Below are 22684 nucleotides of genomic sequence, written 5' to 3'. Positions count from 1 at the left end.
GGGCGCGGGGCCGTCTGCCGGCCGGGGAAGGCCGCCGGCAGGCGGGGGAAGGGCGCCGGTCCGCAGGCGCCGTCACGATGGGCCGTCGTCACGTACGCCCGCGCCGTGGCCGCCTCTCACCGGGCGAGCGCCTGCCTCTACAATCACCGGCGCGTGCCCTGCATCACCGGCGCGTGCCCTGCATCCGGGGGCGCAGGTCCCGTCACCGCCGGCATCTGCCCCCGCCGTCCCGAAGGAATCCGATGGCCAGCGTCGACGAACCGGCACCACCGGACGGGCGGGCACGGGACGCCGCCCGCACCCGGGCCGAGATCCTCGATGTGGCGACCCAGGAGTTCGCGCGGGCGGGTTTCGACGGCGTCCGCGTCGACGAGATCGCGGCCCGCACCCGCACCACCAAGCGGATGATCTACTACTACTTCGGCGGCAAGGAGCAGTTGTTCACGGCCGTGCTGGAACGGGCGTACGGCGTGCTCCGCGAGGCCGAACGGCAACTGGACGTCGCGCATCTGGACCCGCTCGCGGCGATCCGCCGGCTGGCCGAGCTGCTCTTCGACCATCACGAGCGGCACCCGGACTTCGTGCGCCTGGTCAGCATGGAGAACATCCACGGCGCCCAGCACCTCGCCCGCTCCCGGGAACTCGGCCGGCTCGGCTCGCCCGTACTCGACGCGATCGGCCGCATCCTCGTCTGCGGGCAGGAGTCCGGGCTGTTCCGCGCCGACGTGGACGCCGTCGATCTGCACGCCGTGATCAGCTCGTTCTGCTTCTTCCGCGTCGCCAACCGGCACACCTATGGCACCCTGTTCGGCCGCGACCTGGTGCACCCGGCCCGACGGGACCACTACCGCACCATGCTCGGCGACCTGGTGACGGCATACCTCACCGCGGACACGCCCCCGGCCTGAGAACCTGTCCACCTGTACGGCGCCGGGGCCCGGCCGGGGCGAACGGCGCGTCAGCGTGCCGGGACTCCGTACGCCCGGTCGACATGCAGGCGTACCACCAGGCGGCGGTCGCGGACCATGGCGGCGCGGTAGTCGTCCCAGTCAGGGTGCTCGCCGAGGACGTCCCGGTAGAGCTGGATCAGTTCCTCGACGGTGTCGTCGTGCGGGTCGGCGGCGACCGGTGACAGTTCCGCCGTGCCCTCGGCGACCGTGTACGCCCACCGGTCACCGCTGGTCACGTGGTACGAGGCGCGCGGGTCGCGGCGCAGGTTGCGCGTCTTGGCGCGGCCGTCGGTGACCGAGACGCGGATGATCCGCTCGTCCGGGTCGTAGGCGTGGCTGACGTTGGACAGCTGGGGGCGGCCGTCTCTCCTGAGGGTGACCAGCACGCCGCCGTGCCCGGCCGAGAGCAGTTCGAGCAGTGCGTCCTGCTGCGAGTCCTGAGTCATACGACGGAAAACCCGCCGCAGCGGGCCGCGCATTCCCGTGCCGGGGGCCCGACGTCATGTCGATCACAAAACTCCCTGATGAGCGGGCCCGCGGCGGTGTTCCTGAGCGACGATGAGGTGTGAGGTCGTCCCGGCGCAGGGAGCCGGACCGCACGCGTACGACGCGACCGGAGGAGAGCGATGGCACAGCTGCGGCAGGACGTCGACCCGGGTGAGGCCGGTCTCGACCCGAAGGGCCTCGACCGCCTCGACCGGCATCTCGCCCGCCACGTCGACGAGGGGCGCCTGCCCGGCTTCCTGGTGGCCGTGGCGCGTGGCGGCCGGGTCGCCCACCTCACCACGTACGGGCACCGCGACCTCGCGGCCGGGCTGCCGGTCGAGCCGGACACGCTGTGGCGGATCTACTCCATGACCAAGCCGGTCACGGCGGTCGCGGTGCTGCTGCTGGTGGAGGAGGGCCGGCTGTCCCTGGACGACCCGCTGGAGCGGTATCTGCCCGAGTTCGCCAACCCCCGGGTGTACGAAGGGGGTTCGGGTCCCGACGTGCGTACCCGTCCGGCGGCCGGACCGATCCTGATCCGGCATCTGCTCACCCATACGGCGGGCTTCACCTTCGGCTACTACTTCAGGCATCCCGTGGACGCCCTCTACCGCGAGGCCGGCCTGGAGTCGTCCGTGCCGCCGGGTGCGGACCTCGCCGAGACGGTGGCGGTGTACGCGCGCCTGCCGCTGCAGTTCGAGCCGGGCACGCGGTGGAACTACTCGGTCGCGTGCAATGTGCTGGGCCGGGTGATCGAGGTGGTCTCCGGGCAGCCGCTGGACGCGTTCTTCACCGAAAGGATTCTGCGCCCGCTCGGCATGACCGACACCGGCTTCCACATCACGCCCGAACAGGCCGAGCGGCTGGCCGAGTTGTACGGCGAGACGGACGACGGCGGCATCGAGCCGGTCCCCGGACTGCCGGTTCACGGGCGGCCCCGGTTCCTGTCCGGCAGCGGGGGCCTGGTCTCCACGGCCGGCGACTTCCACCGGTTCATGGAGATGCTGCGCCGGGGCGGCGAGCTGGACGGAACCCGCCTGCTGCCCCCGGCCGCCGTCGCCCGGATGACCAGCAACCAGCTCCCCGGCAACGCCGTCCTGCGCACCTTCGGCGCCCCCGCGCACCAGGAACGCGCCAACGACGGCCTCGGGTTCGGCTTCAACGTCTCCGTCGTCACCGACCCCACCCGCACCCTCGCCCCCTCCAGCCTCGGCACCTACGGCTGGACCGGCGTCGCGACGACCGCCTTCTGGGTCGCTCCCCACCGCGATCTGACCGTGCAGTTCATGACCCAGGTCCGCCCGAAGAAGCTGAAGGTCTTCCCGGAGCTACGACGCCTGGTGCACGAGGCGCTGACGGACTGACGGCCTGATGGATGGCCCGACGGTGCGACAGCCGACGCACGGACCGGGGGCAGGGGGACGGGGCGCCGGCCGCGCACGTCAGGAGCCGTGGGCGAGCGCGTCCAGGTGGGGCAGGATGTGGTCCATCCGCTCGCGCTTGGTCCGCAGATAGGTGATGTTGCTCTCGCACGGCTCGATCAGCAGCGGCACCCGCTCGGCGACCTGGATGCCGTGCCGGGTCAACGCCTCCCGCTTGCGCGGATTGTTGGACATCAGCCGGACCGAGCGCACCCCGAGGTCGCGCAGGATCTCGGCGGCCACGCCGTAGTCGCGGGCGTCGACGGGCAGCCCGAGCGCCACGTTCGCCTCGACCGTGTCCAGGCCCTCCGCCTGGAGCGCCATCGCGCGCAGCTTGGCCAGCAGGCCGATGCCGCGGCCCTCGTGACCCCGCAGATAGACGACGACACCACTGCCCTCGGCGACCACCGCGCGCATGGCGGAGGCCAGTTGGTCGCCGCACTCGCAGTGCCGGGAGCCGAACGCGTCCCCGGTCAGGCATTCCGAGTGCAGCCGGGTCAGCACGTTCTCGGTGCCGATCTCGCCGTGCACCAGGGCGACTTGCTCGTCACCGCGGTCGTGGTCCAGGTATCCGATCGCCCGGAATTCCCCGTACACGGTGGGCAGCGGGGTATTCACGACGCGTTCCGCGCCGGAACGCCGCGCGGGCTTCGCGGACGTCACGGACTTCGCGGACTTCGTGCCGAGGACGTCGATGTTTTCTGTCATGATCTGATTCCTAAGCAGAGGCAACACAGACAAGCTGAGACAGGCTGAGATGAAAGGCCGGGAAAAGATGAGCGGTTCGGGCGGGCGGGCGGTCGCGCACGGGGTGATACCGGCGGACACCACGCAGGACGTACGGGCGCGGGGAGCCGGCGCGGCACCTCAGGTCGCCGTCCTTCCGGTCGGCAGCTTCGAACAGCATGGCCCGTACCTGCCGTTGGCGACCGACACCCTCGTGGCCTGTGCCGTGGCGCGGGAGATCGCCGCCGCCCACCAGGTGCACCTCCTCCCTCCGGTGACCGTCTCCTGCTCGCACGAGCACGCGGCCTGGCCGGGGACGGTCAGCATCTCCGCCGTCACCCTGCACGCGGTGGTGGGGGACATCGCGGCCTCGCTGCGCCGCTCCGGCGTCGACGCCCTCGTCGTCGTCAACGGACACGGCGGCAACTACGTACTCGGCAACGTCGTCCAGGAGGCCTCCGCACGCGGGGAGCGGATGGCGCTGTTCCCCGCCGTCGAGGACTGGGAGACGGCCCGGGAGCGGGCGGGCGTGGAGACCTCGCTGCTCACGGACATGCATGCCGGCGAAATCGAGACCTCGATTCTGCTGCACGCTCATCCCGAATTCGTCCGCCCTGGTCACGAGTCCGCCGATTTCACTGCTGACGACCGTCGCCATCTGCTCACCACGGGAATGTCCGCCTATACCGAATCGGGGGTCGTCGGCCGCCCTTCCCTGGGGTCGGCGGAAAAGGGAAAGGTACTGCTGGCGAGCCTGGCGGAGGCCTTCGGACCGTATTTCGAGCTGCTCCGGGAATCCCGGGGCTGACGGAGCGCACCGGACTCAGGGGACGCACCGGACCCGCGGGACGCACCGGACTCGCCGGACGCACGAAGATGGTGGCGAAGCCCGTCGCGCTCCCGGCGGCGGTCGCGCAGGCCGTCGTACCAGCGCACGACGAGGACGACGGCGCCCGGCAGGCTCGCCACGAGGCTCAGCACGCCGTACACGACGGCGACGGCGACACCACTGCTCGCGCCGAGCCCCGCCGCGCCGAACGCCCACGCGGTGACCCCCTCACGCGGGCCGAAACCGCCGACGTTCAGCGGCAGGCCCATGGCGACCAGGGCGAGCACCGCGAGCGGCAGCAGCACCGGTACGGAGGCCCCGGATCCGGCGACCCGGGCCGCGACGACGAACATCGCGAGGTGGCCGGCCAGCACGACCGCGGAGGACAGCGCGACACCCGGCCCGCTCTCCCGGGACAGCAGGCCCCGGCGCGCCTCGCCGAGCGCGGTCCGCAGGGCGCCGCCTCGCCGGGAGGGCGCCCGGTTCAGCCGGACGGCGAGGACGACGGCGAACACGCCCACCACGCCGAGGGCCACGAGCGGGGCGAAACCGCGGACGTCGTCCCGCACCGGGGACGGCAGCCACAGCAGCACCACCGCACCGAACACGGTCAGCGCCACCTGCCCGGCGACCCGCTCCAGCACGACCGCCTTCACACCCCGGCGCACGTCCCCGGCGCTCTGCCCGTGCCGCACCGCCCGGTGCACGTCCCCGAGCACCCCGCCGGGCAGCGCCGCGTTCAGGAACAGCGCCCGGTAGTAGTCGGCCACGGCCGCCCCGAACGGCAGCCGGATCCGCAGGCCCCGCGCCACCAACTGCCAGCGCCACGCGCTGAACACGGTGGTCACCACGCCGATGCCCAGCGCCGCCAGCACCGTTGCCGTATCGATCCTGCGGAGCCCGTCGAGCAGCGCACCGGTGCCGAGCCGCCAGAGGAGCAGGGCGAGGATGGCGGAGCCGGCGAGGGTGCCGAGGTGGGTGCGGAGCCCGTGACGGGGGCGGGAAGTGGCGGGAGGCTGGGGTGTGTTGGACCCGACGGTGCTTGCGGGGACCTGCTCGGCGCCCGTGCGCTCGGAGATCTGCTCGGAGATCTGTTCAGAGATCTGCCCGGCGCCCGTACGCTCGGGGGTCTGCTGCTGGGGGGTCTGCTGCTGGGGGGTCTGCCGCTCGGGGGCCGGCGCGACGGCCGTACGAAGGCTCATGACTCCGCCTCTCCCGTCGCCCCCGGCAGGGCGAGCAGATCGGTGTGGTGGACCACGACCCGCAGCTCACCGGCCTCGCGGGCGGCGAGGCGTTCACGCAGATAGCGCTCGGCGCGCTCGCGCAGCTCGGGCCGTTCTTCTACGGCCGCGCCGACCCAGCCCCGCAGCCACTGGGCGGTGAGCGCGGACTGCGCCGGGCCGAGCCGCCACGGGCTCGGGTGCGTTCGTACCGTCGCTCCGTGCGCCGAAAGCGCCTCGGCGGCCACGGTGACCGCGTCCGGGCCGAGCAGACCGCCGCGGCGCTGGTGGGCGTTGAACGCCTCGGTGATCTCGGCGTCCAGCGGGTCGGACGGGGTGAGTTCGACGCGTCCGGCGACGGACAGCGTGAACAGGACCGGGCAGCCGGCACCGGCGCACGCCGCGGCCAGGGCGTCGACCGCCTCACGGGTGAGGACGTCGAGCAGGGCCGACGCCGTCACCAGCGAGGCCCCGGTCAGGGCCTCCGGAGTGAGCCGGGCGAGGTCACCGCGCCGGGTCTCGACCGTGACCCGGCTGCCGTCGGCAGCGGTGCGCGGGGAGGCGGCGGCCGCGAAGTGCAGCAGGTACGGGTCCCGGTCGTGCAGCACCCAGTGCTGGGCGCCGTCCAGCCGGGGCGCGAGCCAGCGGCCCATCGAGCCGGTGCCGCAGCCCAGATCGTGGACGACCAGACCGCCGCCCTCCCGGCCCGGCTCACCAGCAAGCGCCGTGCGCAGCGGTTCCAGCAACTCCTCGGCGCGGGCCGCCGCGTCGGCGCCTTCGCGCAGCCGCAGCCACTCGGGCGCGTACCGCGCCGGTTCCTCCTCGTCCTCGCTGTCCCGCAGCCGCACGGTGGCCCGCTCACCGGGCCGGACGACGGGACCGGCACCGGCGACGACATGAGCGCCCACGGTGACGTCGGCGGCTATGGGGACGTCGGGGTCCACGATGACTTCGGGGTCCACGATGACTTCGGGGTCCACGGCGACCTCGGCGCCCAGGGTGACCTCGGCGTCCTTGATGACCTCGGCGTCCTTGACGGCGTGCCCGTCACTCGTACTCCTCATGCCCCTCACGCAACCCTCCTCGGTGTCCCGGCCAGGGCGCCGAGAACGGCGGCCAGGCTGCGGGCGGTGCTCGCCCAGCCGTCGAGGGCGGCGCGGCGAGCGCGCGCCGCGGCCTTCAGCCGGCGTCGTACGTCGGCCTCGCCGAACCAGCCGCGCAGTTCGGCGGCGAGCGCGGCGGGGTCCTCCGGTGGGACGAGAATGCCGGGCACTCCGGCGTCGGGGGCGCGGCCGACCGCCTCGGGCAGGCCGCCGACGTCGGTCGCGAGGACGGGGATGCCACGGGCGAGGGCCTCGGTGACCGCCATACCGTAGGTCTCCGCGTAGGAGGTGAGGACCATCAGGTCGGCGGCGGCGTAACGGGCGTCGAGGTCGGCGCCGGAACGCGGACCGGTCAGGCGCAGCCGGTCGGCGAGGCCGTACCGCTCGATCAGGGCGCGCAGATCGGCGACGTACCCGGGGTCGTGGCCGAGGCCGCCGACGAGCTCGCAGGTCCACGGCAGGTCCCGTACCGCCGCGAGGGCCTCGACCAGCCGGTGCTGGCCCTTGCGCGGGGTGACGGCGGCGACGCACAGCAGGTGGGAGACGCCGTCGGTGCCGGGGGCGAGCGGCTCGATGTCGGCGCCGGGGGCGGCGCGGTGGACCCGGTCGGGGGCGAGCCCGTGGTGGGAGACGAGGCGGCGGACCGCCCAGTCGCTGGTGGCGATCACCGCGGGCACGGCCCGCAGCACGGCCCGCTCACGCGCGTCGAGGTCGGCGGCCACGGCCGCGTCGAGGCCGGTCTCGTCGCCGAGCGGCAGGTGGACGAGGACCGCGAGCCGCAGCCGTTCGGCCTCGGGCACGACGATCTCGGGCACCCCGCAGGCGACCAGCCCGTCCAGCAGAACGGCGGTGCCGTCGGGCAACTCCCGCAGGATTCGCGCGAGTTCGTGGCGGGCGGCAGTGCCGGGGCGCGGCCAGTCGCCGGGCACGGGCTGCCGGACGGGCTGCCAGCCGAAGCCGGGCAGGTCCAGGCAGACCCTGCGGTCGTAGGCGTTGCCGCCGCTGGGCGCGGAAGGGTCGTCGACTCCGCCCGGCATGACGAAGTGCACGGTGCGCAGGGACATGGGGACGATCCCGCCGTTCTCGGGGGCGGTCAGATCGGTCAGGTCGGTCAGGTGGCTCAGGTCGCTCAGATGGCTCAGGTCGGCGAGGTCGGTCACAGGCCACGCTCGTAACTCGCCCAGGCGATATGGGACTCGTGCAGGGTCACCGAGATCCCGGCGATGCCCTTGGCCCCCTCGCCCAGCGCGCCCTTGTGGATGCGTTCGACGAGGCGGTCGGCGATGACCTTGGCCAGGAACTCGGTGGAGGTGTTGATCCCGGCGAGGTCGGGGTCGTCGTCGAGGTTGCGGTAGTTCAGCTCGGCGGTGACGGCGCCGAGTTCCTGCGTGGCCAGGCCGATGTCGACGACGATGTTGTCCTCGTCCAGCTGCTCGCGGCGGAACGTGGCGTCCACCAGGAAGGTGGCGCCGTGCAGGCGCTGGGCGGGCCCGAACACGTCGCCGCGGAAGCTGTGGGCGATCATGATGTGATCGCGGACGGTGATGCTGAACAACGGACGACCCTCCAGGTGCGGCGCCTTCGATGCCCCGCCTTTTCCTGACGGGTCTGACATCTAGTACGGCCCTTCGCTTCCCCGCGTTCACCCCCGTCCCACTCTTTTCTCAGGTCAGGGCGTGTGGCTTCTCTCAGGCCTGCCCGATTCCTTCTGTCGGGTCAGGGCGCATCGCCGTACCTGATGCGGTGGCAGAGGGCCGGGATCTCGCCGGCGGCGAGCCTCGGCATGACCTCGGGGAGTTCCTCGAAGGCGCTCTCCCCGGTGACGAGCGCGTCCAGCGCCGGGTCGGCGAGGAGGTCCAGCGCGAGGGCCATCCGCTCGGCGTAGCCGCGCCCCGGGCGGGCGGCCGGGGAGACGGTGCCGACCTGGCTGCTGCGTACGGTGAGCCGGCGCGAGTGGAAGGCCTCGCCGAGCGGCAGGGTGACGCGCCGGTCGCCGTACCAGCTCAGTTCGACGACCGTCCCCTCGGGCGCGAGGAGTTCCAGGGCGCGGGTGAGGCCCTGTTCGGTGGCGCTGGCGTGGACGACCAGGTCGCAGTCGCCGAGGGCGTCGCCGGGCAGGGCGAATTCGGCACCGAGTGCCTCGGCGGTCTTCGACCGGTCCGGGTCGGCGTCGACCAGTTGCAGCCGTACGCCGGGGAAGCGGGCGAGCAGCGCGGCCACCGAGCAGCCGACCATGCCGCCGCCGACCACGGCGATCCGGTCACCGAGGAGGGGGCGGGCGTCCCAGAGGGCGTTCACCGCGGTCTCGACCGTCCCCGCGAGCACGGCCCGTGCGGCGGGCACCCGCTCGGGCACGACGGTGACGGCGCTCACCGGAACGACATAACGGCTCTGATGGGGGTACAGACAAAACACCGCCCGCCCGACCAGCTCATCGGGCCCCTCCTCCACCACCCCGACGCTGAGATAGCCGTACTTCACCGGAGCGGGGAACTCGCCCTCCTGGAACGGCGCCCGCATCACACCGTGCTGACTCTCCGGGACGCCTCCGCGGAACACGAGGGTCTCCGTGCCGCGGCTGACCCCGGAGTACAGGGCGCGCACCAGCACCTCGCCCTCACGGGGCTCCGCAAGGGTGACGTCGCGCAGCTCACCGTGACCGGGAGAGCGGACCCAGAACGCGCGGGCCGACCGCTTCATCGGTTTCCTCCTGAACGATCGGAATGTTGTCCACGTACCCAGAAGTGCACAGGCCGCGCACAGTACGCGGCGTTGATCGACTCTGTCACTCGGCCGGAGGATGCACGGTGGCCCTGAACAACACGTACGACGCGAGGGTCCAGCAGGAGACCGCGGTGGGAGCGGGCGTACAGCTCCTGCTCCTGGTTCTGCTCGGCGCGGCCATCGGCCTGGGCCCGGCCGGCTGGCTCACCGGTCTCGCCTTCGCCTTCGCCACCTGGGCGGTCCTCTCGCGCGCCCTGCACCGCTCCTGCCTCCGCTCCTTCGGCCCCGCGAACCGCGTCACCCTCGGCCGGGCGACCCTGGTCGGCGGCGTGACGGCGCTGGTCGCGGACTCCTTCGAGAGCGCACCGCCGGTGACACTGCTGGTCGCGCTGACCGCCGTGGCCCTGTTGCTGGACGGTGTCGACGGCAAGGTGGCCCGCCGCACGGGGACCTCCTCCGCGCTGGGTGCCCGCTTCGACATGGAGGTCGACGCGTTCCTGATCCTGGTGCTCAGCGTGTACGTGTCCATGCAACTGGGCCCGTGGGTGCTCCTGATCGGCGGCATGCGCTACATGTTCATCGCCGCGGCCCGCCTCGCCCCCTGGCTGAACGCCCCCCTCCCCCCGTCCTTCGCCCGCAAGACGGTCGCCGCACTGCAGGGCATCTGCCTGCTCCTCGCCGGAGCCGAACTGCTGCCGCACGCCGCCAACCTGACCGTGGTCCTCGTCTCCCTCGGCTCACTGGTGTGGTCCTTCGGCCGGGATGTGGTGTGGCTGTGGCGGCAGTCCCGGAGGGAGACATCGGCTGAGGCGGTACCGGAGGCGAGGTTGCCGGAGCTGGTGGGACGTTGAGGACCTGACGGCAGGGGAAGGGCCCGGACCGACACCGGTCCGGGCCCTCCGCGTTCGTCCTTACGACCGCCCGGACCACCCCGCACGACAGGCGGGATGGACAGAGAGCGGTCATTCCGTCACGATCAGTCAAGCGCGCGCATGTGACATACCGACTTGCACATTGCATGCCCCGGTGTTGAACGGCTGGGGCACTTCTCAGTCAGGGGGACCATGCCTCAGGACGAGTACGGGTGGCTGCGCGACGCCGTGTCACAGTTCGGTCAGGAGTGCCGCCGCAAGCTGTCCGGCGGGGGTGGTCAGGAGTCGTCGATACGCGCTCCGCTGGAAGTTTTGCTCAAGACCGTCGGTGAGCACCACCAGTATCGCGAAGTGACCTGGCACGATGAATTCCGCATCCCGGATCTGGGCGTACGTCCCGACTATGCCGTGCGGGCGAACGGGGACATCTCCGGGTACATCGAATTGAAGAAGCCCGGCCTTTCGGTCGATCCAGAGACGTTCACCACGCACAACCGTGTGCAGTGGGAGAAGCTTCGGGACCTGCCCAACCTGCTCTACTCGAACGGCACCGAGTGGCGGCTGTTCCGCCACGGCGAACAGCTCGGGGAACCCGTCTTCTTCCAAGGAGCGCTCAAGACCGCCGGACAGAAGCTCTCCCTCGGTGAAGCGGCCGCGTTCGACGCCCTCCTGAAGCAGTTCCTGCGCTGGACCCCGCAGAGAATCACCCAGGTCTCCCGCCTCGTCCAGCACATCGCACCGCTGTGCCGACTGTTGCGCTCCACCGTCATGGAGCAACTCGCTTTCGAGGCAAGGTCGTCCGCGCCTGACGACGACAGGCGCGCCCGACCGTTCACCGGTCTGAGGAACGACTGGCGCCGATTACTCTTTCCGTCCGCCGACGACGCCAGGTTCGCCGACGGTTACGCACAGACCGTCACCTTCGCTCTTCTTCTCGCGCGTACCGAGGGCATCCCGCTTGAGCCGAACTCCTTTCACGAGACAGGCCGCATGCTCGACGCGGACCACGCCCTCATGGGCAAGGCGCTCCAGTTACTCACGGACAACGTCAGCGAACGCTTCACGGTCACACTCGACCTCCTGACCCGAACCATCGCCGAAGTGCGATGGGACGTCATCCGCGCAGGCAACAGGGATGCGTACCTCCACCTCTACGAGCACTTCCTCACGGTCTACGATCCGGCGCTTCGGCAGCAGAGCGGCTCGTACTACACGCCGCACGAGGTCGTGGCGGAGATGGTCCGTCTCACCGAGGACGTGATACGTACGCGGCTCGGCCAGGAGGAGGGCTTCGGTGCGGAGGAAGTGAAGATCATCGATCCCGCCATGGGGACCGGAACTTTCCTTCACACCATCATCGAACGAGTGGCCGAACAGGCTAAAGACCGACACGGCCCGGCCATGGCACGCGACGCGATCTCCCGGCTCGCGAACCGGCTCTTCGGCTTCGAACTCCAGATGGGACCCTTCGCCGTCGCCGAACTCCGCGCCTCCGACCTTCTCAAGCGATACGGCGCGCGATTCCCGCGAAACGGCTTGAGCTTCTTCGTCACGGACACCCTGGACAACCCCTTCGCGGAGGAGGAGTACCTCGCCTCCACCTACGGCGCTCTCTCGGACTCCCGCAGGCGCGCCAACCACATCAAGGCGCGCACGCCTGTCACCGCCGTCGTCACCAACCCGCCGTACGACGACAAGGCCGAGGGCCGTGGCGGCTGGGTGGAAAAGCGCCCCGCCAAGAACGAACCCTCGCTGCTGGACGACTTCCGCTATCCGGACAACGGCCGCTACGAGCACGTCCTCAAGAACATGTACGTGTACTTCTGGCGCTGGGCAACCTGGAAGGTCTTCGACGCCCATCCGGAAGACCGGCACGGAGTGGTGTGCCTCATCACTCCGTCGGGCTGGGCCACGGGGCCCGGCGGGCGCGGCATGCGGGACTACCTGCGTCGCACCTGCGACGAGGGATGGATCATCAACCTGTCACCCGAAGGACAGCGATCTCCGGTACCGAATCGCATCTTCCCGGGTGTCGCCCAGCCGCTGGCGATACACATCTTCATCCGTAGATCAGACGCGGTGCGCGGAGCGCGTCACCGGGCTCACGTCCACTACCGGGAGGTGACAGGCCGGCGGACGGACAAGTTCCGTCAGATCAAGGAAATCCTTCTCGATGACGACGGTTGGCGGGACGCACACGACGAAAGCCCCCTGCCGTTCACCCCATCCACTCATTCGGGCTGGGACGAGTTCCCGGAACTCACCGATCTCTTCCCCTGGGGCAGTCCTGGTGCGAAGGCGAACAGGTCGTGGGTCAGCGCCCCCTCCCCCGAGACCTTGCGGCGTCGATGGGCCAGGGTGATCCGGGAGGACGACCCTCGGGAGAAGGCCACATTGTTCAAGGAGACCCGGGACCGGACGCTGGCGGACAGGAGAAACCCTCTGCCGGGGCATACCCGCGCGCAGCGCCCCATCGGGCAGGAACATGTGACGACACCCGAAATCGAGCGCATCGCGTTGCGTAGTTTCGATCGCCAGTTCGTCATAGCCGACAACCGTGTACTCGACTACCCCCGGCCCGATCTGTGGGCCTCCCTCCAGCCCGGTCAGGTGTTCCTCAACCAGCAGTCCTCCCATGCCATCGACTCCGGCCCGGCAGTGGTCGCGACGCATCTGCTCCCTGACACCCACCACTTCAATGGCCGGGGCGGCCGGATCCACCCCCTTCTCCACCCTGACGGTTCAGGCAACACCCCTGCCGGACTCCTCCGGTATCTCGCCCGCATACTCGGTATCGAACGGGTCACCGTCATGGACCTCGCCGCCTACACCGTTGCTGTGGCGGGACACAAGGCCTACACCGAGCACTTCACCGAGGCACTGCTCACCCCTGGCGTACGTATACCTCTCACTCGGGACCCTGTTCTATGGGGGCAAGCCGTCATGCTGGGCCGCGAGGTGCTGTGGGCCTCCACGTATGGCGAGCGTTGCGCGGACCCGTCAGCCGGTCGCCCGGCGGGCGACGTCGAGTTCCCCCGTGACGACGAACGGCAGGTGAAGTACCTGCAGCACATCGGGAACGGCTTACCGGACCGCATCCGGTACGACGCCGCTTCCCGGACCCTCCACGTGGGCCAGGGCACATTCGCTCCGGTCCCCGAGCCGGTCTGGATGTACGACGTCGGCGGCATGGCTGTCCTCAACAAGTGGTTCGGGTACCGGAAAGCGTCCCCGACCAGCAAGAAGACCAGCCCTCTTGACGACATCCACGTCGAAAGCTGGCCTCACGAATGGACGAGCGAGTTGATCGCGCTGCTCTCCGTTCTCCGCCGCCTGGTCGATCTGTCCCCGGCCCAGAGCAGCCTGCTCACCGACATTCTCGGCTCGGAGGTCGTCACGGTCGCAGATCTCACAAAAGGTGGGGTATTCCCGGTCTCCCCAGGTGCACGCAAGGTTCGGCAGCGGGCGGACGACACCCTGTTCCCCGGCGGCACGAACCTGACGGACAAGGCCTGAGACGTGGCGGGTCCCTTCACATGGGCCGCTCAAGCCCAGCGAGCGCCTCGTCGAGCGACAGGCTCCCGTCTGCCAGTCTCCATACGGTGCCGGCCAGTCGGGGATGCGAATCCTCTGCTGCCTGAGCCAGCCGCACCACAGCCGACAGGCGCTCCTCCGCGGCCTCGTGAGCGGCCCGATAGTGCACCGCCGCTCCCAGCGCCGTCGTGGACAGAGAACCGCCCGCTCGGGCAACGAGTCCCAGGAAGACCAGTTCCGACACATCTGCCTCAGAGCTCTGTGGCTCCAGGTCCCTCGCGTGCCAGTCCTGTCGGGCGTCTTCCCCTGTTTCGGGATCCGGAAGGTCTCTGAGCAGTCCTTCGGCCAGGAGTCGGTACTGAGAACTGCTGAGCTCGAAATGCGGCAGCGGCATGGTGTCATGCCTAGCACACAGCCCCTCGGGCTCCTGTCGTAACTCGCGAGAACCTGTTCCACGAGCGGGCATCGAGCGAGGCCTGCGCCTCGGCCGGGTCGAAGTGCGGACTGCGAAAGCCGCTCCGCGAGGTGGACATCTCTCCCGGCGGGCACGGGCCCCCTCGCCCATGCCCGCCGGTCGTCCGGGCCCCGGCTCAGGCGGCCCGGCGTACCAGGCCGACGTGCCGGCGGATGATGTCCGCGTAGCGGTGGCCGGTGCCCTTGATGGTGCGGAGTTGGGTGGCGTAGTCGACGTGGACGAGGCCGAAGCGTTTGTCGTAGCCGTATGCCCACTCGAAGTTGTCCAGGAGGGACCAGGCGAAGTAGCCGGCCAGGGGGGCGCCCTTGCGGGCTGCCGAGGCTGCCGCGGCGAGGTGGGTGATCAGGTATTCCTGGCGCTCCGGGTCGTCGATCGTGCCGTCGGGGCGTACGACGTCCGGGTAGGCCGAGCCGTTCTCCGTGACGTAGATCTTGCGGGCGCCGTAGTCGTCCCTCAGGCGCAGGAGCAGGGTTTCCAGGCCGCTCGCGTCGATCTCCCAGTCCATGCCCGTGCGCGGGACGTCCGGGCGGCGGATCGAGCGGACGTAGGGGGCGGGGCCGTCGGGGGCCGCCTCCACGTACGCCGGGAAGTAGTAGTTGAGGCCCAGCCAGTCCAGGGGGGTGGCGATCGTCTCCAAGTCGCCCGGGTGTTCCGGGAGTTCGACGCCGTAGACCTCCCGCATGTCCGACGGGAAGCCCCGGCCGTGCACCGGGTCCAGCCACCAGCGGTTGACGTGGCCGTCGTGGCGTACGGCCGCGGCCTCGTCCTCCGGGCGGTCCGTGGCCGCGTACACCGTCGAGAGGTTGTTCACTATGCCGACGCGGGCGTCGGCGGATGCCGCCCGGATCGCCTGGACCGCCAGGCCGTGGCCCAGGAGCAGGTGGTACGAGGTGCGGACCGCCGCCGTCAGGTCCGTCCAGCCCGGGGCCATCTTGCCCTCCAGGTGGCCGATCCACGCCGAGCAGGACGGTTCGTTGAGCGTCGCCCAGTGTGTGACCCGGTCGCCGAGGCGTTCCGCCACCACCGACGCGTACGCGGCGAAGTGTTCGGCCGTTTCGCGTTCGGGCCAGCCGCCGCGGTCCTGGAGGGCCTGCGGGAGGTCCCAGTGGTAGAGGGTGACGGAGGGGGTGATGTCCGCTTCCAGGAGGGCGTCCACCAACTCGTCGTAGAAGGCCAGGCCCTTCGGGTTCACCGCGCCGTCGCCGGACGGCAGTACGCGGGGCCAGGCCACCGACAGGCGGTAGGCGTTCGTGCCGAGGCGGCGCATCAGGGCGATGTCCTCGCGCCAGCGGTGGTAGTGGTCGCATGCGACGTCGCCGTTGTCGTCGCCCGCGATCTTCCCGGGGGTGTGCGAGAAGGTGTCCCAGATCGACGGGGCGCGGCCGTCCTCGGCGGCGGCTCCCTCGATCTGGTAGGCCGCTGTGGCCGTGCCCCACAGGAAGTCGTGCGGGAGTGCGGCGAGGTCGATACGGTCGGGCGACACGGAAGTCCCTTCGGAATGCTGGGTTTTGGTCATTTGACGGCGCCTGCCGTCAGTCCGGCGACCAGGTAGCGCTGGAGGAGGAGGAAGCCCGCGACCACGGGCACGCTGACGACCAGCGAGGCGGCCATGATCTGGTTCCAGTAGACGTCGTTGAGGGTGGAGTAGCCCTGGAGGCCGACGGCGAGGGTGCGGGTGGTGTCGTTGGTCATGACGGAGGCGAAGAGGACTTCTCCCCAGGCGGTCATGAAGGCGTAGACGGCGACCGCGACGATGCCGGGGATCGCGGCCGGCACGACGATCCTGAACAGCGCGCCGAGCGGGCCGCAGCCGTCCACGAGTGCGGCCTCGTCCAGGTCGCGCGGCACCGAGTCGAAGTACCCGATCAGCATCCAGATGGAGAACGGCAGGGAGAAGGTCAGGTAGGTGAGGATCAGGCCGCCGCGGGAGCCGAACAGGGCGATGCCGGTGGCGTTGCCGATGTTGACGTAGAGGAGGAAGAGGGGCAGGAGGAAGAGGATGCCCGGGAACATCTGCGTCGACAGGACCGTGACCGTGAAGACGCGCTTGCCCCGGAAGCTGTAGCGGCTCACGGCGTACGCGGCGAAGACCGCGATCACCACCGAGCAGACCGTCGCCGCGCCCGCCACGATCAGCGAGTTCATGAAGTACCGCGCCAGCGGGACGGTCGACCAGATGTCGATGTACGGGCGGATCGTCAGGCCGCTGGGCAGCCAGCGGAACTGTCCCGTCACGTCGGCCAGCGGCTTCAGCGAGCTGGAGATCATGACGTACACCGGGGTGAGGACGAAGCCGGTGAGCAGGGTGAGGAAGATCCGCCGGGACCACAGGAAGGAGCGCGGCGGGGCCATCGGGGAGGCCGGGGCGTGGGTCCTAGACATCGGCGGACCTCCGTCCGCGTGAGGTGAGCAGCAGGTACACGCCGGTCACGACCAGCAGGAAGAGCAGGAGAAGGACGGACATCGCGGAGCCCGTGCCGAAGTTCCAGGTGACGAAGGACGCCTGGTAGATGTGGACGGAGATGAGGTCGGCGGCCTCGGGTGCGGCCTTGCCGAACAGGACGTAGGGGGTGTTGAAGTCGTTGAACGTCCACAGGAAGAGGACGAGGATCAGCACCTGGTTGACGGGGCGCAGGGAGGGCAGGGTGATCCGGCGGATCTGCTGCCACATGCCGGCGCCGTCCAGCGCTGCCGCCTCGTACAGCTCCTTCGGGATGTTCTGCAGGCCGGCCATCACGATGAGGAAGGCGAACGGCCAGCCCTTCCACACGTGCACGATCAGCAGCGCGTAGAAGCTGTTGTCGCCGATCAGCCAGAAGGCGGGCTTGCCGGTGAGGTGCAACTGGTCGTGCAGGACGTGGTTCACCAGGCCGTTGTCGTGCTGGAACATGAACACCCAGGTGATGACGGCCGCGTAGACGGGCAGCGCGTACGGCACCAGGAACAGGGCGCGCAGCAGGCCGCGACCGCGGAAGGCGTCCTGCATGTAGATGGCGGCGGCGGTGCCGATCAGCCAGCACAGGCCGACCGACAGCAGGGTGAAGCCGACGGTGACGAAGAAGGAGTGGAGCAGGGCCTGGCCCACGGGGGCGTCGAAGTCCACCGACACCTTGTAGTTGCCGAGGCCGGACCAGGGGGCTGTGCTCCAGTCGCGGATGTAGAACTGGGTGAGTTCCTTGAAGCTCATCACGATGCCGATGACCATCGGCACCAGGTGGACGAGGAGTTCGAGGAGCAGGGCGGGCAGGAGCAGCAGGTACGGCAGCGCGACGCGGCGCACGCGCCCGGTGCGGCGGCGGGGTTCGCGCGCCGCCGCACCGTCGGACGTGTCCCGCACCTGCCCGGTGAGGGTGGTCGTCATCGCGCTCAGGCCGCCGGCATCTGCTGCTGGGCCTTCTCCAGCTTGGCCTTGACCGAGTCGGTGGTCACGGCGCGTCCGGCGGCGGCGTCGGCGAACAGGTCCTTGACGGCCGTGCCGACCGCCGTCTCGAACTGCGACTCGGCGGGCACCTGCGGAAGGGCCGCGGCGCTGGTGGCGAGGGTGCTCTTCAGGACGGCGTTGGAGGGGGTGTTGAACGCGGCGTCCTCCTGCGCGGCCTTCACCGGCGGGATGGAGGTGTAGGCCGAGTTGAGGATCTTCTGCTCGCCGTCGCTGGTCATGAACTTCACGAACTTCGTGGCGCCGTCGAGGTTGTGGCTGTTCTTGAAGACGGCGATGTTGATGCCGGCGACCATCGAGTTGACCTGGGCGCCGGTGCCGGGGGTGCCGGACTGCACGGGCACGGGGGCGATGCCGAACGCGTCGTCGGCCATGCCCTGCGACTTCAGGTTGGCGGCGGCGGACTGCCACAGCAGGATGGCCTGCTTGCCCTTGGCGAAGTCGCTGACGGACTGGTTCTGCGCGTACTCGGCGTCGCCGGTCGGGATGACCTTGTCCTTGGCCATCAGGTCGACGTACTGCTTGACGGCGTCGACGACCTTGGGGTTGGTGAAGTCGGGCTTGCCGTCGGCGGTGAAGAAGTCGGCGCCGTGCTGCTTGGCGAAGACGAAGACGTGGTGGATGTTCTCGGAGAGGTTGGAGCCCTCGGCGCCGAGGACGGTCTTGCCCTTGGCCTGGATCCTCTTGCCGTCGGCGATCAACTCGTCCCAGGTGGCCGGGGGCTTGCTGATGCCGGCGTCGGCGAAGATCTGCTTGTTGTAGTAGAGGGCGTACGCCATCGAGTACAGGGGGACCGCGGCCGGGTCCTTGCCCTCGGCGCCGGTGGAGCCGAGCGCGGAGTCGACGAAGCGGTCCTTGCCGCCGATCTTCTCGAAGTTCTTCGCGTCCCACGGCACCAGCGCGCCGGTCGCCTGCAGGGAGGCGCTCCAGGTGTTGCCGATGTTCAGCACGTCGGGGCCCTGCCCGGACGTGGTCGCGGTGAGGATCCGGTTGAGCAGGTCGGACCAGGGCACGACCTCCAGCTTCACCTTGATGCCCGTCTGCTTCTCGAACTTGTCCAGTTCGGGCTGCAGGACCTTCTTGTCGACGGCGATGCTGGCGCCCTGGTTGGAGGCCCAGTAGGTGAGCGTCTTCGGCGAGGCGTCGGAGCCGCCACCGCTGGACGAACCTCCCCCGCAGGCCGTGGCCGCGAGGGCGAGAGACAAGGTGACGGCGCCGACGGCCGCGGCTCTGATGCTGCGCATGGCTCCTGGTGTCCCTTTCCGGGAGTCGAGAACCTTCGGGGCCGCTCATGGACGCCGACTCCGCGTTCGACTCCCGAAAGCCCCTCATGGCTTAATTTACGACGTGAGTTAAACCTTCGGCGATTCGCTCGTCAAGGGAAAGCGCAGGGATGTCCAAGAACCGCGCCCAGTCCGTGACTTGAGTGCGGTCCGGCGGGTGGCGCGGGGGTACGACGCCGGGGAGGGGGCTCCCCCAGTCGTCGCACCCCCGGTCGTCGCACCCCCAGTCGTCGCACCCCCAGTCGTCGTACCCCCGCTCAGCCTGCCGCGGTCAGCCGACCCGCGCCGTCAGCCGACCCGCGCCGTCAGCGGGCCTGCTCCGTCAGCGGGCCCGCTCCGTCACCGTGCCTGCGCGTAGCCCGCGGGACGGGTGGTGAAGGTGCCCCGCCCCTGGGTGCGGCTGCGCAGCCGGGTCGCGTAGCCGAAGAGTTCGGCCAGCGGCACCGTGGCGGTCAGGACCGCCGAACCGCCCCGGCTCTCGGAGCCGCCCACCCGGCCGCGCCGGGCCGCCAGGTCACCGAGCACCCCGCCGACCGCCTCCTCGGGCACGGTGACCGTGACCTCGGCGACCGGTTCCAGCAGGGCCGGCTCCGAGGCGCGCAGGGCCTCGCGGAGCCCGAGCCGCCCGGCGGTGCGGAACGCCGTGTCCGACGAGTCCTTCACATGGGTGGAGCCGTCGGTCAGCGTGACCCGCAGCCCGGTCACCGGATGCCCGCCGAGCGGTCCCTCGGCCAGGGCGTCCCGGCAGCCGGCCTCCACCGCACGCACGTACTCCTGCGGCACCCGCCCGCCGACGACGGCCGACCGGAACTCGAAGCCGGTGGCGCCGACTTCGTCGCCGAGCGGTTCGACGTCCAGCACGACATGGGCGAACTGGCCCGCCCCGCCGTCCTGTTTGACGTGCCGGTACGTCAGCCCGCTCACGCCGCGCAGCACGGTCTCCCGGTACGCGACCCGCGGCCGGCCCACCGTGACCTCCGGGCCCCCGTCGCCGCGGATCTTCTCCACCGCGACCTCCAGGTGCAGTTCACCCATCCCGGACAGCACGATCTGCCCGGTCTCGGTGTCGGTGCGCACCACGAGCGAGGGGTCCTCCTCCGCGAGTCGGGCCAGTGCGGTGGCCAGTCGGCCGGTGTCGGTGGACCGCCGCGCCTCGACGGCCACGGACACCACCGGATCGGCGGTCACGGGCGGTTCGAGGAGCAGCGGGGCGCCCGGGTCGCACAGGGTCGATCCGGCGCGCGCCGACTTCAGCCCCACGAGCGCGACGATGTCACCGGCGACCGCCCGGTCCAGCTGGGCGTGCCGGTCCGCCATGACCCGCAGGATCCGCGCGACGCGCTCGGTGCGGCCCGTGCCCGTCTCCCGCACGGTGTCTCCTTTCTCGATCGTGCCCGAGTAGACGCGCACATAGGTCAGGCGTCCGTTGCCGCCCGCGTTCACCTTGAACGCGAGTGCGGCGAACGGCACTTCGGGTTCGGCGGCGCGCCGCTGCTCGGCGCCCTCGTGGACACCGCGCACGGCGGGCACGTCCAGCGGCGACGGCAGGTAGGCCACGACCGCGTCCAGCAGCGGCTCGACACCGCGGTTGCGGTAGGCGGAGCCGCACAGGACGACGACACCGCTGCCGCTGCGGGTGAGGTCGCGCAGTGCGCCGGCCAGGGTGGCCGGGGAGAGCGTCTCCCGCTCGCAGAACTCCTCCAGCGCGGCCGGATGGAGTTCGGCAACGGCCTCTTCGAGGATCCGCCGTCGGCGCAGCGCCTCCTCGCGCAGCGCGTCAGGGACCGCGCCCTCCACGACTTCACCCGCCTCGGATTCACCAGCCCCGGGTGCGTCCGCCCCGTCGCGCCACACGAGTGCCCGCATGCGTACGAGGTCCACGACACCGGTGAAGCGTTCCTCGGCGCCGATCGGCAACTGGGCGACGAGGGGCGCCGGATGCAGCCGTTCCCGGATGGACGCGACCGCGGCGTCGAGGTCGGCACCGGCCCGGTCCATCTTGTTGACGAACGCGATCCGCGGCACCCCGTGCCGGTCCGCCTGCCGCCACACCGACTCGCTCTGCGGCTCGACGCCCGCGACCGCGTCGAACACGGCGACCGCGCCGTCGAGCACGCGCAGCGAACGCTCCACCTCGTCGGCGAAGTCGACGTGCCCCGGTGTGTCGATCAGGTTGATCCGGTGGCCGTCCCAAGCACAACTGACGGCCGCCGCGAAGATGGTGATGCCCCGGTCCCGTTCCTGCGGGTCGAAGTCGGTGACGGTGGTGCCGTCGTGCACCTCGCCGCGCTTGTGGGTGGTGCCGGTGGCGTACAGGATCCGCTCGGTGACGGTGGTCTTGCCCGCATCGACGTGGGCGAGGATGCCGAGGTTGCGGATGACGGCGAGGGGGTTGGTGTTCGTGCGCACGGCCCGTGGCCTTTCTGCGTGATCGAGAGATCAGAAAAGGGCGGCGCGATGTCCCGGACGAGGGCGGACTGAGCGGTGACCCACCCGTCGCGCCGAACCTGCCTTCGGGCAGGGCGAGTCGGCGAAGAGGGGTCAGACCCGCGTCGCGGGCATCCGGTACCGGCCGCGCAGCGGGCACCGGACGGACGAGGACACCAGGATCACCTCGGACCGCGCAGGGGGGACGACGACGGCGTTGCGGTCACGCACGGCCGGGCTCCCCTCGGTGGTCGACGATCGGTGGTCGACGATCGGTGGTCGACGATCGGTGGTCGACGATCGGTAGTTGACGATCGGTGCCGGTTGAGCACGCGACGCGCCGCCGAGGTCTGGCCTCGGCGGCGCGGACGCATGGTGAGTGTAGGAGGCGAACAGCGGAGGCGCGTAACGGTTTTCCGGTTTCCCGAGCGCTGCCCGGTCCCCGTCCGCCGCCCCGGTCCCCCCTCCACTGCCCGGCCGCCGTCGGCCGCTCGCGTTCAGGCCGACGGGTCGCAGTCGGTCGTGAGGACGGTGACGATCGCCGTCACCCCGTCGACGCGGAGCGTGCCCGCGTCGTCGCCCGAGAACTGAACGGCGTCGAACCGGCCGAGGGTGACGCCGGACTCCGCGACGGTCGCAGTGCCCTGCAGCACGACCGCGAGGACCACGACCCCGGACCGCGGCTCGACCGCGAAGTCCTCGCGCTCCATGCGGACATGGGCCCACGCTCGGCTGCGCCGGGTCATCACGTTGAAGTCGACGATGGGGCCGTCGAGCAGCCGGCAGCCGGTGGCCGCGTCACCCGGGAAGGGGAAGGGCTCGTACGGCGCGGCGACGGTGTGCACGGCGCCGTCCACGGTCAGCTCCATGCCCGCGCCGTCGACGACGGTGATGATCCGGTCCACGCCCGCGAAGGCGGAGAACGGGCCGCTCCCGGCGACGTCGGCGAGGCTCACCCGCCAGACGAAGTCGTCCAGGCCCGCCGTGCTGTCGTCGGCGGCGACCTCCCGGGTCAGACCGCCGCCGTTCTTCCAGGGCGTCGCCGGCCGGTCCTGCGCCCGGAGCACACGTCCGCCCGTCACACCGCCCGCGCCCGCCGCACCATCCGTACCGCCCGCGCCCACGGGACCGCCCACACTGCCCGCGCCGTCCGCGCCTTCCGTCACGGCGTCCGCTCCTGTCGTCATGCCGTCCG

The 22684-nt window shown here is 70.8% G+C and carries 18 protein-coding genes and 1 pseudogene; 5 read left to right on the top strand and 14 right to left on the bottom strand.

The window, feature by feature from the left end; all coding sequences use genetic code 11:
- The first annotated feature begins 242 nt into the window (after window positions 1-242).
- Window positions 243-908 (top strand): TetR/AcrR family transcriptional regulator, encoded by a 666-nt coding sequence (locus ACGFYV_RS23225; RefSeq protein ID WP_393880341.1) that lies wholly within the window; start codon window positions 243-245, stop codon window positions 906-908.
- Window positions 909-958: 50 nt separating this feature from the next.
- Here ACGFYV_RS23225 and ACGFYV_RS23220 read toward each other — a convergent pair whose 3' ends face one another.
- Complete coding sequence (locus ACGFYV_RS23220; RefSeq protein WP_393880340.1) at window positions 959-1396, bottom strand: PPOX class F420-dependent oxidoreductase; 438 nt, start codon at window positions 1394-1396, stop codon at window positions 959-961.
- 180 nt (window positions 1397-1576) lie between these two features.
- Between ACGFYV_RS23220 and ACGFYV_RS23215 the strand changes: the two genes are divergently transcribed.
- Entirely contained in the window at window positions 1577-2800 is a 1224-nt protein-coding gene (locus ACGFYV_RS23215; RefSeq protein WP_393880339.1) for a serine hydrolase domain-containing protein, read from the top strand.
- Between the two features lie 78 nt (window positions 2801-2878).
- On the opposite strand, the gene ribA is transcribed toward ACGFYV_RS23215, so the two are convergent.
- Entirely contained in the window at window positions 2879-3565 is a 687-nt protein-coding gene (gene ribA / locus ACGFYV_RS23210) for a GTP cyclohydrolase II (protein ID WP_393880338.1), read from the bottom strand.
- 67 nt (window positions 3566-3632) lie between these two features.
- On the opposite strand from ribA, the pseudogene ACGFYV_RS23205 reads away from it, so the two are divergent.
- A pseudogene (locus ACGFYV_RS23205) lies at window positions 3633-4373 on the top strand (creatininase family protein); the annotation flags it as partial.
- Here the strand turns inward: ACGFYV_RS23205 and ACGFYV_RS23200 are convergent.
- The 5 genes from ACGFYV_RS23200 to ACGFYV_RS23180 all read right to left on the bottom strand — a co-directional run bounded on the left by ACGFYV_RS23200 (window position 4265) and on the right by ACGFYV_RS23180 (window position 9435).
- Entirely contained in the window at window positions 4265-5614 is a 1350-nt protein-coding gene (locus tag ACGFYV_RS23200; protein ID WP_393880337.1) for a lysylphosphatidylglycerol synthase transmembrane domain-containing protein, read from the bottom strand. The pseudogene ACGFYV_RS23205 and the gene ACGFYV_RS23200 sit on opposite strands and share 109 nt — an antisense overlap.
- Window positions 5611-6696 carry a methyltransferase domain-containing protein gene (locus tag ACGFYV_RS23195; protein WP_393880336.1) on the bottom strand — a complete coding sequence of 362 codons (1086 nt, stop codon included), beginning with the start codon at window positions 6694-6696 and terminating at the stop codon, window positions 5611-5613. The genes ACGFYV_RS23200 and ACGFYV_RS23195 overlap by 4 nt, the downstream gene beginning before the upstream one ends.
- A gap of 5 nt (window positions 6697-6701) precedes the next feature.
- Entirely contained in the window at window positions 6702-7868 is a 1167-nt protein-coding gene (locus ACGFYV_RS23190; protein ID WP_393880399.1) for a glycosyltransferase family 4 protein, read from the bottom strand.
- Between the two features lie 23 nt (window positions 7869-7891).
- Window positions 7892-8290 carry a 6-pyruvoyl tetrahydropterin synthase family protein gene (locus ACGFYV_RS23185; RefSeq protein WP_393880335.1) on the bottom strand — a complete coding sequence of 133 codons (399 nt, stop codon included), beginning with the start codon at window positions 8288-8290 and terminating at the stop codon, window positions 7892-7894.
- A gap of 161 nt (window positions 8291-8451) precedes the next feature.
- Window positions 8452-9435: a dehydrogenase gene (locus ACGFYV_RS23180; RefSeq protein WP_393880334.1), complete on the bottom strand. Its 984-nt coding sequence runs from the start codon at window positions 9433-9435 to the stop codon at window positions 8452-8454.
- 107 nt (window positions 9436-9542) lie between these two features.
- Between ACGFYV_RS23180 and ACGFYV_RS23175 the strand changes: the two genes are divergently transcribed.
- Together ACGFYV_RS23175 and ACGFYV_RS23170 are read left to right on the top strand one after the other, a co-directional pair.
- A complete protein-coding gene (locus tag ACGFYV_RS23175; RefSeq protein ID WP_393880333.1) occupies window positions 9543-10310 on the top strand; it encodes a CDP-alcohol phosphatidyltransferase family protein in 768 nt (255 codons plus the stop codon).
- A 213-nt stretch (window positions 10311-10523) separates the two neighbouring features.
- Window positions 10524-13847 (top strand): type ISP restriction/modification enzyme, encoded by a 3324-nt coding sequence (locus tag ACGFYV_RS23170; protein ID WP_393880332.1) that lies wholly within the window; start codon window positions 10524-10526, stop codon window positions 13845-13847.
- Between the two features lie 16 nt (window positions 13848-13863).
- Here the strand turns inward: ACGFYV_RS23170 and ACGFYV_RS23165 are convergent, their stop codons facing one another.
- The 7 genes from ACGFYV_RS23165 to ACGFYV_RS23135 all read right to left on the bottom strand — a co-directional run bounded on the left by ACGFYV_RS23165 (window position 13864) and on the right by ACGFYV_RS23135 (window position 22676).
- The gene (locus ACGFYV_RS23165) at window positions 13864-14259 is read right to left on the bottom strand and encodes a hypothetical protein (protein WP_393880331.1); all 396 of its coding nucleotides are present in this window, start codon (window positions 14257-14259) and stop codon (window positions 13864-13866) included.
- Between the two features lie 196 nt (window positions 14260-14455).
- Complete coding sequence (locus ACGFYV_RS23160) at window positions 14456-15856, bottom strand: GH1 family beta-glucosidase (RefSeq protein ID WP_393880330.1); 1401 nt, start codon at window positions 15854-15856, stop codon at window positions 14456-14458.
- On the bottom strand, window positions 15853-16692 hold the full coding sequence (locus ACGFYV_RS23155) for a carbohydrate ABC transporter permease (RefSeq protein ID WP_393880398.1): 840 nt from the start codon (window positions 16690-16692) through the stop codon (window positions 15853-15855). The genes ACGFYV_RS23160 and ACGFYV_RS23155 overlap by 4 nt, the downstream gene beginning before the upstream one ends.
- A 22-nt stretch (window positions 16693-16714) precedes the next feature.
- Entirely contained in the window at window positions 16715-17701 is a 987-nt protein-coding gene (locus tag ACGFYV_RS23150) for a carbohydrate ABC transporter permease (RefSeq protein WP_393880329.1), read from the bottom strand.
- Between the two features lie 5 nt (window positions 17702-17706).
- Window positions 17707-19023 (bottom strand): ABC transporter substrate-binding protein, encoded by a 1317-nt coding sequence (locus ACGFYV_RS23145; RefSeq protein WP_393880328.1) that lies wholly within the window; start codon window positions 19021-19023, stop codon window positions 17707-17709.
- Window positions 19024-19401: 378 nt separating this feature from the next.
- Window positions 19402-21471: an elongation factor G gene (fusA, locus tag ACGFYV_RS23140; RefSeq protein WP_393880327.1), complete on the bottom strand. Its 2070-nt coding sequence runs from the start codon at window positions 21469-21471 to the stop codon at window positions 19402-19404.
- Between the two features lie 515 nt (window positions 21472-21986).
- A complete protein-coding gene (locus tag ACGFYV_RS23135; protein WP_393880326.1) occupies window positions 21987-22676 on the bottom strand; it encodes a HutD family protein in 690 nt (229 codons plus the stop codon).
- Window positions 22677-22684: the final 8 nt, after the last annotated feature.

Origin of the sequence: Streptomyces sp. NPDC048297, assembly GCF_043201585.1 — a bacterium.
Classification (GTDB): domain Bacteria; phylum Actinomycetota; class Actinomycetes; order Streptomycetales; family Streptomycetaceae; genus Streptomyces.
The sequence above is the reverse complement of the archived record's forward strand: the minus strand, read 5'-3'. Positions and strand labels throughout refer to the sequence as shown.